We start from the raw sequence: 16,880 nt of genomic DNA, 5'->3' as shown, positions 1-16,880 counted from the left end.
TCTTTTTATTGTTTTAAATAAGGAGTTTATTAACTGGCGTGACATGTACCATATTTACAACATGATCTTTCTTTTCATGAAATTGACTGAGCAGATAAGGAAAGTGAAGATCAAACCCTTTCAAAATGTCAACGTTTCGCTGGAACATTTCTTCATAGTATGCAGAAAGCTGGCTAGGATCTTTCGTTTCAAGAATAGAGATAATGGTTTGTAAACTAGCTATGACTTTAAATGCATCACGCAAAAGATGGAACGATTGATTATGTACCTTTGTTATATTAAGCACATCTAATTTGTGCATTTGCTGAAGTTCTTCATCCGCGAAAAAGCGCGGAAGAATCCGTTCTTTAATATCACAAACAAGCTCAGCAATTTTTTCCTCCTGCTCTTTCGTAGAAGCCATAAAAACCTTCATAAGAACACCTGCTTTACTTCATCATTTTTTCTACTACTGATAGAATAACATATTATTACACTTATTCATTTGGTAATTACAGGGAATTGGAATTTTTTAAAAGGAGCGATCGACCATGTACATTACAAACCGGAAAGGATCTTTGTTTGAAGTAATCATTCCAAAAGAGTGGGATGGAAAAACAGTAGATGCGATATTAAGGAATGTTTGGAAACTTCCTAAAAAAATGATTCATACGTGGAGAATGAATCAAGAAGTACTAGTGAATAATGCCAAAGCCAATTGGCATCTTCCACTAGCTCAAGGAATGAGACTGCAAGTACCTTTTTTCGCTAAAACTGAACAAAGTGTAACAGCCACGAAAATGAAAATCGACATTTTATTGGAAGATGACCACATGTTAGTAGTGAATAAGCCAGCGGCGATGAAAACACACCCAAATGAGGAGGCAGAAACAGACACACTATTAAATGCGGTTGCTTTTCATTTACAATCAGCAGGTGAGGAATGCGACGTTCGCCACGTTCATCGCCTGGATGTCGGCACATCAGGAGTCATTCTTTTCGCTAAACATCCAGCTGCCTATGCCGTTCTCTCACGTTTATTAGAAGAGCGCCACATTAAACGGACTTATCGAGCAGTTGTACATGGACTGTTGTCGCGTCCAAGCGGAACAATTAACAAACCAATAGGAAAAGATAGGCATCACCCAACAAGAAAAAGAGTGTCTCCATCGGGTCAAACAGCGATCACCCACTATCAAGTGATTAGCAGCGATCCGAAAAGAAATGTATCTCTCGTTCAATGCCAGCTTGATACCGGCAGAACGCACCAAATTCGTGTTCATTTTTCAGCGATAGGACATCCGCTTGTTGGCGATCGTTTATACGGAGGAAAACCTCTTGTGCACCGTCAAGCTCTTCATGCGCACGCCATAAACATTCCTCATCCGTTCACAGGTGAAAGAATTTATTGCGAAGCAGAAACACCGAACGATCTTATCCATTTATTTGAATTTCACCATTAATACTTCACTACTTCGCTGAAGATGAAGAGAATGAAAAGAAAACATATTTCTTTTCATTCTCTTTACAAACATCAAAAATCAAAATTATCCGGGTCCGCACCGAATCGCTTATTTTTATTTAAAGCATTGATTTGTCTCATGTCTTCAGTTGTCAGTTCAAAATCAAAAAGATCTGCATTCTCTTTAATCCGCTCTGGATGAACAGACTTAGGAATAATCACGGTATTATTTTGCAAATGCCAGCGCAAAATAATTTGTGAAACCGTTTTTCCATGCTTGGCGGCCAAATGGTTCAAAACAGGTTCATCCGCTAGACGGTTACGTGCGATCGGCGACCAAGCTTCTATAGCGATGTGATTCGTTTGACAATAATTTCTCAATTCGACTTGGCTTAAGTAAGGGTGCAGCTCTACTTGATTAACGACTGGCTTTTCTTGACTATGAGCGAGTAAATCTTCCAAGTGATGAATGTGAAAGTTGCTTACCCCAATCGCCCGTACCGTTCCTTCTTTATACAAACGCTCAAGCGCACGCCATGTTTCTTTATATTTTCCTTTCACCGGCCAATGTACTAAATATAAGTCCATATAATCCGTATGTAATTGCTTTAATGATTTTTCAAAGGCACGAAGCGTTTCATCAAATCCTTGATCGCTGTTCCAAACTTTAGAGGTAATGAATACGTCTTTGCGATCCATTTGACTATCTTGAATCGCTTTCCCTACAATATGTTCATTATTGTAAAAAGCCGCTGTATCGATTAGTCGATACCCTGTTTCAATCGCAGACGTAATGGCTTTGTATGCTTCTTCTTCATCCGTCATTTTATACACACCGAGACCTACATACGGTATCTCGACACCGTTATGTAAAGCACATACAGCTTGTAAGTTCTTGATTCGATTCATTTCGATATTCCCCCTTTGAGCTTATTGTATCGATAAAATGATCAGAGAGCGAATCAAAAGCCTTTTGGAACAAGATAGAAAACCTACTAAAATTCAACAAACATTTACAAAATCTCAATAAATTTTTTACTTTTCTCAACAGACTCTTTTGTATTTAGACAAATTCGAGTAAAATACGAATGTTGAGTATTCTTAAATTTAGGAGGACTTTATTTTGTTTAAAACTAAAAAAGATAAATTTTCTGTTTTGCTTCATTCGATCGCAGTCAATTTAAAGGAAAGTGCAGATTTTTATGCAGATTACAAACTTGGCAATGCAGGTGATTTAAAGAACTTTTATGAAGAAATGAAGAAATTAGAATCAAAAGGCGACACATTCATGCACAAGGTGATCACTGAATTAAACCAATCATTTATCACTCCGATTGAGCGCGAAGATATTTTGGCTTTAGCGATCAGCATGGATGACGTGTTAGATGGTTTAGAAGAAACAGCTGCTATGCTAGAAATGTACTCTGTTGTAAAGCCGGATGAGTATATGCTGAAGTTTGTAGAAGCCATTCGCGGTTGTGCTATTGAAATTGAACAATCAATCAATTTACTTCCAACCAAAAAACTACTGTCTATCCGTGAACATGTCATTAAAATTAAAGATTACGAAACAGCTTGTGATGGGATTTTAAGACAGTCCATCAAGCATTTATTTGCAACAGAGAAAGACCCGATCCAGCTGATAAAAACAAAAGCAATTTATGAGAATTTAGAAAAAGTAGCGGACTACTGTCAAGATGTAGCCAATACTCTTGAAACAATTATTATGAAAAACGCTTAAGGAGCCGCATATTTATGGATTCTCTCTTTATCATTACGATATTAATTGTCTTTTGTGCCTTAGCTTTTGATTTTATTAACGGATTTCATGATACAGCCAATGCCATTGCTACTTCTGTTTCTACGAAAGCGTTAAAACCTCGCCATGCGATTATTTTAGCTGCTGTGATGAACTTTTTAGGAGCGATGACCTTTACAGGTGTAGCGAAAACGATCACGAAGGATATCGTGGATCCATTTATGCTTGAAAACGGATCTATCGTTATTTTAGCCGCTTTAATCGCTGCTATTTTTTGGAATTTAGTTACTTGGTATTACGGGATTCCTAGCAGCTCTTCTCATGCGATCATCGGTTCCATCGCTGGTGCGGCCATCGCGGCTGCTGGATTTGGGATTCTAAACTACAGCGGGTTTCTGAAAATTTTGCAAGCATTAATTATTTCTCCTCTTATCGCTTTTGCTGGAGGATTTATTGTTTACAGCTTATTTAAGGTACTCTTTAAAAACAATAATTTAACAAAAACAAATAGACGTTTTCGTTATTTCCAAATATTCACTGCTGCCTTACAGTCATATACACATGGAACAAACGATGCTCAAAAAGCGATGGGGATTATTACGATGGCTTTAATTGCTAATAATTACCAATCATCAACAGAAGTACAATCTTGGGTACAGCTTTCTTGTGCCCTTGCAATGGGTCTCGGTACATCTGTAGGGGGTTGGAAAATTATCAAAACGGTTGGCGGAAAAATTATGAAAATCCGTCCGGTCAATGGCGTGGCAGCGGATTTAACTTCTGCTATGATCATTTTCGGGGCAACAACGATTCACCTTCCGGTCAGTACGACACATGTTATCTCCTCATCCATTTTGGGGGTAGGTGCTTCTCACCGTATACGAGGCGTGAAATGGGGAACAGCTCAGCGCATGCTGATTACTTGGGTCATTACACTGCCTATTTCAGCGACAATTGCTGGTTTAACCTATTTACTTTTAGATGTATTCTTATAAAAAAATGAGCGGGAAATCCGCTCGTTTTTTATTTATCAAGCTTTTTTCCAACTAAACGACGCATAATACAGTAAGGTACCGTTCTTTTTCAATGTGCTTTGTTGAATATCTAATCCTTGACCTTTGATCATTTTTTTATTAAGGTTGATAATTGTTAGCACTTACGAAAAGTGCTTAAGGAATATAATTATATCTTTTCATTTTTATTTACTTAACATAGGGAAACTAGGAGGAAGAAAGATGTCAGATTTTTTTGAGTTAGCAGCTAGTCGTCATTCGACAAAAATATATGATCCAACGATTGTCATTTCAGAAGATGAATTAAAACAATTGCTAGAAGTTGCTGGTAAGGCTCCTTCTGCATGGAACTTGCAACAATGGCATTTCTTAGTATTCAATAAGAAAGAAACACAACAAAAACTGCTTCCGATTGCCTATAACCAACAGCAAGTAGCTGACGCTTCTGCCGTTATTTGTATTCTTGGTGACTTAGAAGGAAATAAAAATATCGATCCAGTCTTTGATCCTGCCGTAGCCGCTGGAGCGATGACACCAGAACTAAAAGAAATTCTAGCTGGGCAAATTAATGGTGCTTATAACCGTCCAGAATATCCGCGAGATGCCGCTATTTTAAACTCCTCTTTAGCCGCTATGCAGTTTATGCTTGCAGCTAAAGCAACAGGATGGGATACTTGCCCAATTGGTGGCTTTAATGCAGATGCCTTAAAAACAGAATTCCAAATCTCTGATCGCTATTTACCAACTATGCTTATTACAATCGGTAAACCATTACAAGAAGCCCGTCCATCAGATCGTCTACCACTTAATCAGTTAATCACTTTTGTGGAATAAACAACATCAGCCAATGAAAAGGTTCAACACTTTTCATTGGCTTATTTTTATGGCTGCGAAAGTAGCTATTCAATATGAAGGAATTTTTAAAATTATAGTTGCAACTCAAGCTTAAAACGAATATTATATTAAGTGTGAATTTTAATGTTCGTATTTTGGAGGTTCCTTATGTTTAATTTACAGGAAAATGGAACGAGTATCAGAAAAGAAGTGATTGCTGGAATCACAACATTTTTCACAATGGTCTACATTATTGTCGTCAACCCGATGATTTTGCAATCGGCTGGAGTTCCATTTGAACAAGTGTTTACAGCTACGATTATTGCGACAATCATTGGAACATTGTGGATGGGTCTATTTGCAAATTATCCTATCGCTATTGCACCAGGCATGGGGTTAAACGTTTACTTTACTATTTCAGTAGTGGGCGCCCATGATGATATTACTTATGTCACCGCTTTCTCAGCTGTTTTTGTTGCTGGATTACTATTTGTCGCTTTATCACTGACTTCATTCCGTGAAAAGTTAATCGAAGCTATTCCGAGCAACTTAAAACATGGGATTACAGCAGGAATTGGCTTATTTATTGCTTTCATCGGCTTGCGTATGACGGGGCTGATTGCTGATCATCCAGATAACTTAGTCCAGCTCGGTGATCTTCATAGCCCAAACGCCATCCTTGCTTTAATCGGTCTAGCTGTAACAATTGTGCTAATGGTATTAAAAGTGAATGGCGCTTTGTTCATCGGAATGGTCATTACAGGAACGATTGCTTACTTTACAGGTCAGCTTCAATTTACAAATGAACTGCTATCAGTTCCGTCGCTTCCTGAAGGACTGATCATTAGCAATCCGATTACGGCATTTAGCGATGTCTTTGAACATGGATTATATGCCGTTGTCTTTTCATTTTTATTAGTCACGCTTTTTGATACGACAGGTACGATGATCGCTGTCGCTCAACAAGCTGGTTTAATGAAAGGAAATACAATGCCGCGTGCACGTCAAGCACTGCTCGCTGATTCAGTTGCTGCTTCTGCTGGAGCTGTCTTTGGAACAAGCCCAACAAGTGCTTACATTGAATCCTCAACGGGAGTTGCGGCTGGAGGACGTACTGGTTTAACAGCCGTGGTCGTCGCTTTATTATTTGGAATTTCAGCCTTTTTTGGTCCGGTAGTCAGTGCTGTTTCTGGCTTATCAGCGATTACCGCTCCCGCTTTAATTATCGTTGGCTGCCTTATGATGGAAAGCGTGGCGAAAATTGATTGGCATAGCTTAGATGAAGCGTTCCCTGCCTTTTTAATTATTCTCAGCATGCCACTTACATCTAGTATTGCAACAGGGATTGCCCTTGGATTTATCTCTTATCCTCTATTAAAGGTCGTACAAGGAAAATTCCGCCAAGTTCACCCACTTGTCTATATCTTTGCCGTACTGTTCTTTTATCAAATCGTCTTTTTGCCTCATTAATAAAAAAGCTAGGATGCCTCAGGCACCCTAGCTTTTTACATTTGATTTGGTTTTTCTGGTTCGCGTTGGGGCTCAATATCGATCCCTTGCTCTACTTTCTCTTTTTGCTCCAATGATAAATTCTCTTCCTCTTGCCTTTGTTCATCTTTTTTCATCGTTCCATTCCACTCCTTACGTTACATCTACAGCTATTATAGCCAGTAACATAGGGAAATAACCGTTCACTTTTAAGGAAGATCGATTAACATCAATTGAACATTTTCCTTTGCTTCAATTGTTAATGCCGGCACATTCGTGATTCGAGCGGAGTCTCTTGTCCCTAACTCGTATTGACCATTGACTTGTACATTTCCTTCAAGCACCATTAAAAATACTCTCCGACCAGCTGGCTGTTCAAATTGAACCGTCTTTCCTTTATCTATTTCTGATAAATAAATCATTAAATCTTGATGAATATGAGCGATTTCATTGGATGTTGGATTTTTAGCAACCACTGGTAGTAGGTTATTTTTCAGCTTCTTAAGATCATACTTTGTTTGTTCATAAGAAGGCGTCAATCCAGCTTCGTCCGGCATAAACCACAGCTGCAATAAATTGACTTCTTCATCCGCAGATGGATTCATTTCAGAATGAAAAATACCTGTTCCAGCTGACATTCGCTGTATTTCGCCATAAGTCGTAACTGCTGAATGCCCCTTGCTATCTTTATGCTCTAAAAAGCCTTTCAATACAATTGAAACAATCTCCATCTCTGAATGAGGATGCATGCCAAATCCTCTCTTAGGAGCTACCCAATCATCATTAAGTACTCTCATCGGACCAAACTGCATGTTGGCTGGGTCATAATACTCCGCAAAAGAAAAACTAAAATTTGATTTTAACCAGCCATGATTAGCTGAATATCTTGAACTAGCAGGATAAATCTCGATCATTATTATCCATCCCCTTTTATTTTAAAATTATCTCGAATTCAAGATAATTTTAAAACTTTACGTTGGAAAGGTCAAATCTTTTAACTTCTCCGTTAATTTTCCGATTATTATAAAAATATATTAGAAATATTAAATAGATAAGAGAAGGCTTCATTCGAATGTCGATGTCCGTTCCTACTCATCGTCTAAATGAAGGGGTAAAAAGAATAGCTACTTTGAAAGTGAGGAAATAATATATGGTCAATGAGCAAACGATTGAAACAAAAACATTAACAGGAGGCCAAGGGGTTGTCGAATGTCTAAAGAAAGAAGGTGTGACGAAAGTATTTTGTGTACCAGGCGAAAGTTACTTGCCTGTTATGGATGCCATTTACGATACACCTTCAATTGAATTAATTTCTTGCCGTCACGAAGGCGGAGCTTCATTTATGGCAGAAGGATATGCCAAAGCCACAGGTGAGCCGGGCGTCGTCATGGCTACTCGGGCCGTTGGGGGTACAAACTTAGCGATCGGGGTCCATACGGCTTATCAAGATTCTACCCCAATGGTTGTTTTTTTAGGCCAAGTTCATACAGCATTCAGAGGACGCGAGGGCTTTCAAGAGGTAGAGCTTGATCAATTTTTTAGCCATATCGCCAAATGGACCGTTGAAATCAAGGAGGCAAAGAGAGTTCCAGAATTCGTGAGCCGCGCCTTTAAAGTAGCAAAATCAGGCAGACCTGGTCCTGTCGTTGTTTCATTACCAGAAGATATGTTGAGAGATACAGCAATAATGAAGTTTATGCCTACCCCTCCCCGTTCTAAGCCGGCTCCTTCTGTTTCTGAAATCGAAAAGGCCCTCGCTTTATTAAAAGAAGCCGATAAACCACTGATGATCGCTGGAGGTGGAGTCACAAGAGCGAATGCCGAAGCAGAGCTGTTAACATTTGTCCATTCTGCTGGCATACCAGTGATGGCTTCCTTTAGACGTCATGACGTATTTCCAAATAATCATGACTTATATGTTGGACATTTAGGATTAGGTACTCCAAAGGCGATCATAGAAACAGCAGAGCAAGCGGATCTAATTTTAGTGCTCGGTTCAAGATTATCTGAAATTACTTCTCAAGATTACTCTTTATTTAATGACAAGCAAACACTCATTCATATTGATATTAGCGAAGAGATCATCGGAAAAGTATTTATACCAGCCATCGGCATACTGGCTGATGCGAAAGAAGCATTAAAAGCGATGTCCAACCTGTCGCTTACATTAAAACCAGAATCGGTTCAATGGGCGAAAGAGCGCCGGGATATCTTCGTTAAACACTCCGAACTTCATATAGAGGAAAAGACAAATGAATCGGTTACATACCAACAATCGATTCATATTTTGCAAACTGAACTTCCGCAAGAAACGATCTTTACAAATGATGCAGGGAACTTTGCTACTTGGCTCCATAATTACTTTACCTTTACAAAGGAAAAAACTTATATTGGGCCGACGTCTGGTGCGATGGGCTATGGTATTCCAGCAGCAATTGGTGCCAAATGTGCCAACCCTAATATTCCCGTTGTTTCCTTGTCTGGTGATGGTGGTGCAATGATGACGATTCAGGAACTAGAAACAGCGGTACGTTATCAAATTCCTATCATTTCAATTATTTATAATAATCAAGTGTACGGAACGATTCGTATGCATCAAGAGATAAATTTTCCTGAAAGAGTGATTGGTACGACTCTTGGAAATGTCAATTTTGTCTTGCTTGCTCAAGCAATGGGGGCTTCTGCCGAATTCATTAACACTGCTGACCAATTGAAACGAGCGCTACAAAAAGCAGTAAGCAACCCGCTCCCAACATTACTTGAACTAAGAATGGATCCAGAGCAAATTTCTGTCTCAAAAACCATTCGTGATTTAAGAAAAAATCGTTAATTCCTAGCACATCCAAAAAAGCTGTTGACACGTTGTCACAGCTTTTTTACTTATTCGATATAACTAAGCTCCTTAGAGATATGTAAACGTGATTATATCACTAATTCTTTTTTTCCTTACTTGGAAAACAACTCAAAAAAATATCTCCACCCAAGAATGAGGCGGAGATTCTATCTTATAACTCCTCTTTAGCAAAAAACTTCTTCATCGCATAAAAGACATCTGCTTTTTGCCGCAAAATGTAATAGTGGAATTTTTCATTTTTAATATTTTTATAGGCAGTCATTAACGTGCTATTGCGGTTATATTGATTGACTTCACCATAACCGAATATATTAGCTTTGTTCATTAGCTCTTCAACCAGCTTGACACAGCGAGCATTGTCAGAAGAAAGATTGTCACCATCTGAGAAATGGAACGGATAAATATTGTAGCGGTTCGGATCATATTTTTCGTCAATCAACTCCAGCGCTTTCCGGTACACGGAAGAGCAAATCGTCCCACCGCTTTCACCTTTCGAAAAAAAGTGCTCTTCATCCACAACTTTGGCTTCCGTATGATGCGCAATGAATTCAATTTCCACCGTTTCATACTTAGTTCTCAAAAAGCGAACCATCCAAAAAAAGAAGCTTCTCGCCATATACTTTTCCCATACTCCCATCGAGCCGCTTGTATCCATCATCGCTAACACGACAGCTCGTGAATCTGGCTTTTCAATTTCATTCCACGTTCGAAACTTCAAATCTTCAGGAAAAATCGGATGAAATTTCGGTTCGCCTGTAAGGGCATTTCGTTTGAATGCACTCATTAAAGTTTTCTTTTTATCGACATTGCCCATCAGACCTGTTTTCCGAATATCATTGAATTCGATATCCTCTACTGTAAATGGAGCTTGTTCTTTTTGCATTAAGTTCGGAAGGGCTAGCTCGCTAAAAAAGGCCTTTTCAAGCTCCATAAACGATACTTCTGCTTCGTAATAGTCCTGCCCTGCTTGATCGCCTGCTCCGCTTCCTTTTCCCGGACCTTCTGCCGAACTGCCATCCCGAGCCACAACATCCCCAATTTGACTGTCTCCGTCCCCTTGGCCGACATGTTTATTCTTATCATAATTGTAGCGGATTTTGTACTCATCCAATGATCGAATGGGAATTTTAATCATCTCTTCTCCATTGGACATAATAATACTTTCTTCTGTCACTAAATCAGGGAGGTTTTTGCGAATTGCTTCTTGTACTTTATCCTTATGTCTCTTCTGATCATCATAGCCTTTACGATGAAGAGACCAATTTTCCCGGGAAATATGGTAATTTTCACTCATCATAAATCTCCCTTCTTACAAGTACTCTATCCATTGGTTTAATTCATTGATAATAGGGTATGACATAAATAAACGAGGTGACACTTAATGACTAATAAAAAAGACTTAAATACAATGAATGGTTCGATGGCTACTGATTTAGAAGAAATGAAGTTGCTCGGTAAACAGATGGAACGCCAGCGTACCAATCAACAACTCAAGCAAAATAAAAGACAGCCTGATCCAGTTCAGTTTAAAAAACAAGATCAGAACAAAGAATGAACTAACGATCAAAGCTATTCAATAAAAAGGAAAAAAGAGGGCGGCCAATCGTTGGCTGCCTCTTTCTTTCCTATCTGTTTAACAGACTGCCAACATATCGTAAAAGTTCATTCGCCGAGACTGAATTGTAGCCGTGATCATCAATTAAGCGAGCAACGACTTCATTAATTTTCTTTAATTGCTGCTCATCTGGCGTTTTCGTTGAAGTTGTAATTTTTACGATGTCTTTTAAGTCGGCAAATAATTTCTTCTGGATCGCTTCACGTAAGCGATCATGGGAATGGTAGTCAAACCTCTTTCCTTTTCTCGCAAAGGCAGAAATGCGAATCAAAATTTCTTCACGGAACGCTTTTTTGGCATTTTCCGATATGCCAATTTGTTCTTCAATAGAACGCATCAGTTTTTCATCCGGGCTGATTTCTTCTCCTGTTAATTGATCATGAAGCTTTGACTTATTGCAATAAGCCTCGACATTATCTAAATAATTATCCATTAGCGTCTTAGCCGACTCTTCATACGAGTAGACAAATGCTTTCTGCACTTCTTTTTTGGCAATACTGTCATATTCTTTACGCGCGACTGAAATGAAGTTTAAATATTTTTCTCTCAGTTCATTCGTAATCGACGGGTGCTGATCCAGGCCTTCTTTCAATGAGCGCAATACATCAAGCGCATTAATCGATGGCACTTCCTTGCGAATGATGGTAGAAGAAATTCGGTTGATGACATAACGAGGATCAATACCGCTCATTCCTTCATCTTGATACTCTTTTTTCAATTGCTCGACATCAGCTGTATTAAACCCTTCGACGCTCTCTCCATCATATAGCCGCATTTTCTTAATTAAGTCAATGTCTCCTCGTTTAGGTTCCTTCAAACGAGTCAAAATCGTAAACATCGCAGCTACCTTCAACGTATGCGGGGCAATATGCACATCAGCTACATCACTTTCCCGAATCATTTTTTCATAAATTCTTTCTTCTTGAGATAGTTTCAAATTATAAGGAATTGGCATCACGATAATCCGTGAATGAAGCGCTTCATTCTTCTTATTCGCAATAAATGAACGATATTCTGTTTCATTCGTGTGAGCGACAATCATTTCATCCGCACTAATTAAAGCAAATCGCCCAGCTTTAAAGTTTCCTTCTTGCGTTAGCGAAAGCAGATGCCAAAGAAATTTCTCATCGCACTTTAACATCTCCTGAAACTCCATTAATCCCCGATTGGCTTTATTCAGCTCTCCATCGAAACGGTACGCCCTAGGATCCGATTCTGATCCATACTCGGCAATCGTTGAAAAGTCAATACTCCCCGTTAAATCAGCAATATCTTGAGACTTCGGATCAGATGGACTGAACGTGCCCACCCCTACCCGCTTATCCTCAGAGAAAAAGATTCTTTCCACAAGGACATCCTCAATTCGACCACCGTATTCCTCTTGTAATCTCATTGTGTTTAATGGCGACAGACTTCCTTCCACGCGAATTCCGAATTCACGATAGAAATCTTCTCTTAAATGCTTTGGAATAAGATGCAGCGGATCTTCATGCATCGGACAGCCTTTAATGGCATACACGGCGCCTCTCTCCGTTCGCGAATAAGCCTCCAACCCTTTTTTCAGCATAGCAACTAAGGTCGATTTCCCTCCACTAACCGGCCCCATCAATAACAAAATACGTTTACGAACATCAAGTCTTTTCGCAGCTGGATGAAAATATTCTTCTACAAGCCGCTCTAGCGCTTCTTCTAATCCATACAGTTCATTGCTGAAAAAACTGTACCGCCTTGCATCATTCTCTTCTTCTACACCTTGATCTTTAATCATATGATACACTCGTGAATGAGCAGACTGAGCAACCCACGGCTTTTTCTTGACAATATTTAAATATTCTTCAAAAGTGCCTTCCCACTTTAGCTGCTCCTCTTCTTCCCGGTATTGTTCAATTTTCTTTAAAATATCCATATTGACCCCCCGTTTAGTGTGATTAGAGAACGATTAATAAAGCTTATGCTCGTACATGCTTGAACATGCTAAGGAAAAGCCCTGACACAGAGATATCAATAAATTGAAAAAAGTTCGGTTTCCATCAGCTTTACTTTAAGATATAATAAAGATACTGTGTATGAAATAAATGATTGAAAGGGGTACATAACGATGAGACTATTACTAATTTTAGGTGTTATGGGAGCTTTCCTTAGCGCAATCTTTACTGCCGGATACAATGACAAACCTGGGGTAAAATAATAAAAAAGGGCTGTCCAGAAAATCAGTAAATACTGATCTTTGGACAGCCCTTGCTCGTTATAGAACTTTGCTAATTAAGTGCATTCTTTTTTACAAAAGAAAACAGAAAGAAAATGATATTCTCTTTCATTTTCTTTCCGTTTCCTAAATGAACATTAGATTATTTCAAATGTAAAAACTGCTGTTGACGCAGAGCTTCGTATACGAGAATGGCTGCTGTATTCGATAAATTTAACGAGCGCACGTTATCATTCATCGGAATGCGTAAACAACGTTCTTTATTGACAGCAATCACATCTTTCGGCAGGCCGGTTGTCTCTTTTCCAAAAATGAAAAAGTGATCTTTTTCTTGATCGCTATAATCGAAAGAAGCATGATGTTTTTCACCGAACTTCGTTAAATAATAAAACTCTCCGTTCGCATTTTTCTCAAAAAATTCTTCTAGCGAATCGTAATAAACGACATTCACAAACTGCCAGTAATCAAGCCCTGCTCTTCTAAGCATCTTATCATCTGTAGAAAATCCGAGCGGGCGAATTAAATGAAGGGTTGTATCGGTAGCTGCGCAAGTTCTCGCAATATTACCTGTATTCGCTGGAATTTCAGGTTGGTATAGCACGACATTAATAGACAAAATTCTTCAACTCCTATTTAAACTGTAACCAATAGTTTATTATACCACTGATTGATCAATTATTAAGCTTGATCATCGAGGATCTTCATAAATTTATATTGAATATTCTCCGTGTAAGCCGTGGAATCTTCATAACTCCAATAACGCATTCGGCTATTGGCCGTATGAGCGTTAACAAGCGGCATCCCTTCACGATCTTGGGCGATGACAAACACAGTATGATCAAATCGTCCATCTCCTTGAAAATCAATACAAATGACATCACCAGGCTGAAGCTGATCTGGACTGCTGACTTCCGTTGCTCTTAAACCGATTGTCGATGAAGGTAAAAACCAGCGAAGAGCATGGGCGACAGACCAGCTATAGCTCCAGCTTTTCCCCCCTATCCACCATCCCTTTCCTTGATGAGGATGGCCGCGCATCGGTGCGCCTCCAGCCCGCAAACATTGCGAAATATAATTCGTACAATCCACAGAAAACTTCGGATAAGCCGGATTATAGCTATTCCACCAGCGCTCTGCATATTGTACTGCTTGTATTCGATCATACTGAAAAGACGCCCCTCTTTCCTCCTCGTAGCGACCATCTACTACTAATTGTTCTATAGGGATCACTTCAGAAAGGAACGGCTTCTCTCGGTCGTCGATCACTTCTTTTTTATCTTTTACAGCGACGCGATGCTCCACTTCTTCCTCTATATATACATAATCGTTTTGCTTCATTAAATATTTCAAATGGACTTTATATTGAATTTCATCCTGATCTTCAAACAGCACTTTACCTGACGCTTTCACTTTTAAAAGCTGACAATGCCGTGCCTGTAACAACTGCTTCTTTCGCACAATCTTTTCATCCTTGCAAGAAATTCGATCGTCTAAAAGATAATTCAAGCGCTGTTCTAGTCTATATTGAAGCTGTTGATACATATATAGCGCCTCCCTTTTTCAAGCACGTTTTCCGCTGTTAGTATAAGCATATGCATGAAAGAGGGATGGTTATTATTGATTCATGAAAGCTAAGCCCTGCTCGATTTCTTTCATTACTTCCCAATCCGTTTCTTTTTCTTTGGCTGTTAAGAGCGCTTCTTTTGCCTCAAGCCCTCCTATTTTCGCAATTGTCCAAGCCGCTGTTCCTCTCATCACTGGACGCACGTCTTTCATCAACACTTGAATTAAACTAGGCAAGGCTGATGCTTCTTTAAAGTGAGCTAAAGCAATCACCGCATTTCGCTGTATCGGCTTTTTCCCTCGCCACGAACCAGACATATAACCAAAACGCGCCTGAAACTCTTTATTGCTTATTTGAAGTAATGGCTCAAGCAACGGCTTTACTTCCTCACTTGCAGGCTCCATTTCCTCATGAAAATGAAAATCCATTCCTTTATTTTCTGGACAAACCGCCTGACATGTATCGCAGCCGTATAAACGGTTTCCTAAATGATCCCGAAATTCCTCAGGCAGAAAATCCTTCGTTTGTGTTAAAAATGCAATACAACGCTTTGAATTTAACTGCCCTCCCTGCACTAGCGCTCCCGTCGGACAAGCATCTATACATTTCGTACAACTTCCGCATCGCTCTTCGATGGGCTGATCTGGCTTCAATGGCAAGTTCGTGATCATCTCTCCTAAATAAACATACGATCCAAATTCAGGCGTAATAATCGAACAATTCTTCCCGCTCCAGCCAATCCCTGCCCGCTCAGCCACCGCTCGATCGACTAATTCTCCCGTATCCACCATTGAACGAAAACGAGCTTCCGGCACTTTAGATAAGATAAAAGCTTCTAATTTACTAAGGCGATCACGCAAAACAGTGTGATAATCCTCTCCCCAAGACGCCCGGCAAAACACTCCTCGTCTTTCTCCCCTCTTTCCCTTCACAACCTCCTTCATTTTAGAAGGATACGCTAAAGCAATGGCAATAATGGAACGAGGCTGATCAAAAATTTTCGCAGGATCGACTCGTTTGTCAATATCCTTCTCTTCAAACCCGGAAGCATAATCCAACTCCTGCTGGCGGATTAACCGATCCTTTAACTCCACAAATGGCTCAGCAGATGTAAATCCAATTTTATCTATACCAATCTCTCGACTATAATCAATAATTTCTTGTTTTAATACATCGTAATTCATATTGTTTCTCCTTTCAGAGAAGGATTAATTTGCTAAGGCATTATTCCACACAACAGTAAAAAACGCAACATTTTATTCTACAGAATAAAATATTGCGTTAGCAACAATATGTATGGAGCGGGTGATGAGAATCGAACTCACGACATCAGCTTGGAAGGCTGAGGTTTTACCATTAAACTACACCCGCTTAAAACTTATTTCTCTTAACTGAACATTTAATATTATACAATAAAAATCATTTAAGATCAATAGTTTTTTAATTTAAAAAAGTTTTTTTGAAAGCTGGTTGATGTCTATCATTTAATTCATGAATGAATTTATTTATTCAATTAAAGCACCCATTACCTTGAGATCAGCAAATCACTAGTATTTAACGAATGTGGTAATGCTTCGTTTTGATGCAATAGTACGTCTCGAAAGCTCTTCTTTCCATTTCGTTGAGTCTAATTGATATTCACCGTATTGATCTTTATAAGTTTTTTTAAAAAGATTTATCGTTCTAGCCTCTTCTGGATAATTATATGATAAAGGATAACCGTGTCGTCCTTCTTCAAATATATATAGTTCTACAACGTCCCCTATTCCCATAAACGAATCCAAAAGAGTTATTTACTTAATTGCTTATCCAGTAACGATTTAAAGCCTTTTGAGCATATGAACCTCCCCCACCTATTGCTTCGCACTTTGAGGTGGGGGTTTCTTGTCGATCCCCAAGACATCAGAAGCTGGACGATGTCCATAGGCGTATACAACACCCTCGTCTGTCTTGGGGACTGACGCTCCCATACGGAAGCAGTGGTCTTGACGCAAGAAGTCTCTCAACGGCTTGCTGCCACCGTAAGCAACAGAGGGAGAATCGAACTCCCTCTGGGGCGGTTCTGCCCATCTACTACGCCTGTACAGGACGTAGATACGTGATGTT

At 39.3% G+C, this 16,880-nt stretch carries 16 protein-coding genes and 1 tRNA gene; 7 read left to right on the top strand and 10 right to left on the bottom strand.

What is annotated here, in order from left to right:
• Nucleotides 1-13 precede the first annotated feature (13 nt).
• Nucleotides 14-415, bottom strand: a complete 402-nt coding sequence (locus IRB43_RS13985) for a DUF5365 family protein (protein ID WP_203364110.1) — start codon at nucleotides 413-415, stop codon at nucleotides 14-16.
• Nucleotides 416-530: 115 nt separating this feature from the next.
• On the opposite strand from IRB43_RS13985, the gene IRB43_RS13980 reads away from it, so the two are divergent.
• A complete protein-coding gene (locus IRB43_RS13980; protein ID WP_203364109.1) occupies nucleotides 531-1,442 on the top strand; it encodes an RluA family pseudouridine synthase in 912 nt (303 codons plus the stop codon).
• Between the two features lie 71 nt (nucleotides 1,443-1,513).
• On the opposite strand, the gene IRB43_RS13975 is transcribed toward IRB43_RS13980, so the two are convergent.
• Complete coding sequence (locus tag IRB43_RS13975) at nucleotides 1,514-2,350, bottom strand: aldo/keto reductase (protein WP_203364108.1); 837 nt, start codon at nucleotides 2,348-2,350, stop codon at nucleotides 1,514-1,516.
• Nucleotides 2,351-2,561: 211 nt separating this feature from the next.
• Here IRB43_RS13975 and IRB43_RS13970 point away from each other — a divergent pair, with 211 nt between their 5' ends.
• The 4 genes from IRB43_RS13970 to IRB43_RS13955 all read left to right on the top strand — a co-directional run bounded on the left by IRB43_RS13970 (nucleotide 2,562) and on the right by IRB43_RS13955 (nucleotide 6,517).
• A complete protein-coding gene (locus IRB43_RS13970; RefSeq protein WP_203364208.1) occupies nucleotides 2,562-3,182 on the top strand; it encodes a DUF47 family protein in 621 nt (206 codons plus the stop codon).
• Between the two features lie 14 nt (nucleotides 3,183-3,196).
• Entirely contained in the window at nucleotides 3,197-4,195 is a 999-nt protein-coding gene (locus IRB43_RS13965) for an inorganic phosphate transporter (RefSeq protein ID WP_203364107.1), read from the top strand.
• Between the two features lie 240 nt (nucleotides 4,196-4,435).
• Complete coding sequence (locus tag IRB43_RS13960) at nucleotides 4,436-5,047, top strand: nitroreductase family protein (protein ID WP_203364106.1); 612 nt, start codon at nucleotides 4,436-4,438, stop codon at nucleotides 5,045-5,047.
• 168 nt (nucleotides 5,048-5,215) lie between these two features.
• The gene (locus IRB43_RS13955; protein ID WP_203364105.1) at nucleotides 5,216-6,517 is read left to right on the top strand and encodes an NCS2 family permease; all 1,302 of its coding nucleotides are present in this window, start codon (nucleotides 5,216-5,218) and stop codon (nucleotides 6,515-6,517) included.
• A 35-nt stretch (nucleotides 6,518-6,552) separates the two neighbouring features.
• Here the strand turns inward: IRB43_RS13955 and IRB43_RS13950 are convergent, their stop codons facing one another.
• Both IRB43_RS13950 and IRB43_RS13945 read right to left on the bottom strand, forming a co-directional pair.
• Nucleotides 6,553-6,672: a 3-methyladenine DNA glycosylase gene (locus IRB43_RS13950; RefSeq protein ID WP_203364104.1), complete on the bottom strand. Its 120-nt coding sequence runs from the start codon at nucleotides 6,670-6,672 to the stop codon at nucleotides 6,553-6,555.
• 72 nt (nucleotides 6,673-6,744) lie between these two features.
• Nucleotides 6,745-7,449, bottom strand: coding sequence for a pirin family protein (locus IRB43_RS13945; protein ID WP_203364103.1), 705 nt, complete (start codon nucleotides 7,447-7,449; stop codon nucleotides 6,745-6,747).
• Nucleotides 7,450-7,685: 236 nt separating this feature from the next.
• Here IRB43_RS13945 and IRB43_RS13940 point away from each other — a divergent pair, with 236 nt between their 5' ends.
• On the top strand, nucleotides 7,686-9,365 hold the full coding sequence (locus IRB43_RS13940) for a thiamine pyrophosphate-dependent enzyme (RefSeq protein WP_203364102.1): 1,680 nt from the start codon (nucleotides 7,686-7,688) through the stop codon (nucleotides 9,363-9,365).
• A gap of 175 nt (nucleotides 9,366-9,540) precedes the next feature.
• Here IRB43_RS13940 and yhbH read toward each other — a convergent pair whose 3' ends face one another.
• The gene (gene yhbH, locus IRB43_RS13935) at nucleotides 9,541-10,686 is read right to left on the bottom strand and encodes a sporulation protein YhbH (protein ID WP_481748155.1); all 1,146 of its coding nucleotides are present in this window, start codon (nucleotides 10,684-10,686) and stop codon (nucleotides 9,541-9,543) included.
• 84 nt (nucleotides 10,687-10,770) lie between these two features.
• Here yhbH and IRB43_RS13930 point away from each other — a divergent pair, with 84 nt between their 5' ends.
• Complete coding sequence (locus tag IRB43_RS13930; protein WP_203364101.1) at nucleotides 10,771-10,944, top strand: hypothetical protein; 174 nt, start codon at nucleotides 10,771-10,773, stop codon at nucleotides 10,942-10,944.
• 70 nt (nucleotides 10,945-11,014) lie between these two features.
• Here the strand turns inward: IRB43_RS13930 and IRB43_RS13925 are convergent, their stop codons facing one another.
• The 5 genes from IRB43_RS13925 to IRB43_RS13905 form a co-directional block, all read right to left on the bottom strand.
• Complete coding sequence (locus tag IRB43_RS13925) at nucleotides 11,015-12,910, bottom strand: PrkA family serine protein kinase (protein ID WP_203364100.1); 1,896 nt, start codon at nucleotides 12,908-12,910, stop codon at nucleotides 11,015-11,017.
• Nucleotides 12,911-13,352: 442 nt separating this feature from the next.
• Complete coding sequence (gene trmL, locus IRB43_RS13920) at nucleotides 13,353-13,826, bottom strand: tRNA (uridine(34)/cytosine(34)/5-carboxymethylaminomethyluridine(34)-2'-O)-methyltransferase TrmL (protein WP_203364099.1); 474 nt, start codon at nucleotides 13,824-13,826, stop codon at nucleotides 13,353-13,355.
• A gap of 62 nt (nucleotides 13,827-13,888) precedes the next feature.
• Nucleotides 13,889-14,752, bottom strand: coding sequence for an amidase domain-containing protein (locus IRB43_RS13915; RefSeq protein ID WP_203364098.1), 864 nt, complete (start codon nucleotides 14,750-14,752; stop codon nucleotides 13,889-13,891).
• A 72-nt stretch (nucleotides 14,753-14,824) separates the two neighbouring features.
• Nucleotides 14,825-15,958, bottom strand: a complete 1,134-nt coding sequence (gene queG / locus IRB43_RS13910) for a tRNA epoxyqueuosine(34) reductase QueG (RefSeq protein WP_203364097.1) — start codon at nucleotides 15,956-15,958, stop codon at nucleotides 14,825-14,827.
• Nucleotides 15,959-16,071: 113 nt separating this feature from the next.
• Nucleotides 16,072-16,145 (bottom strand) — tRNA-Gly (locus IRB43_RS13905).
• Nucleotides 16,146-16,880: the final 735 nt, after the last annotated feature.

The organism is Bacillus sp. REN10, from assembly GCF_016820555.1.
Taxonomy (GTDB): Bacteria; Bacillota; Bacilli; order Bacillales; family Domibacillaceae; genus Bacillus_CE.
This window is presented reverse-complemented; position numbering and strand designations above follow the sequence as displayed.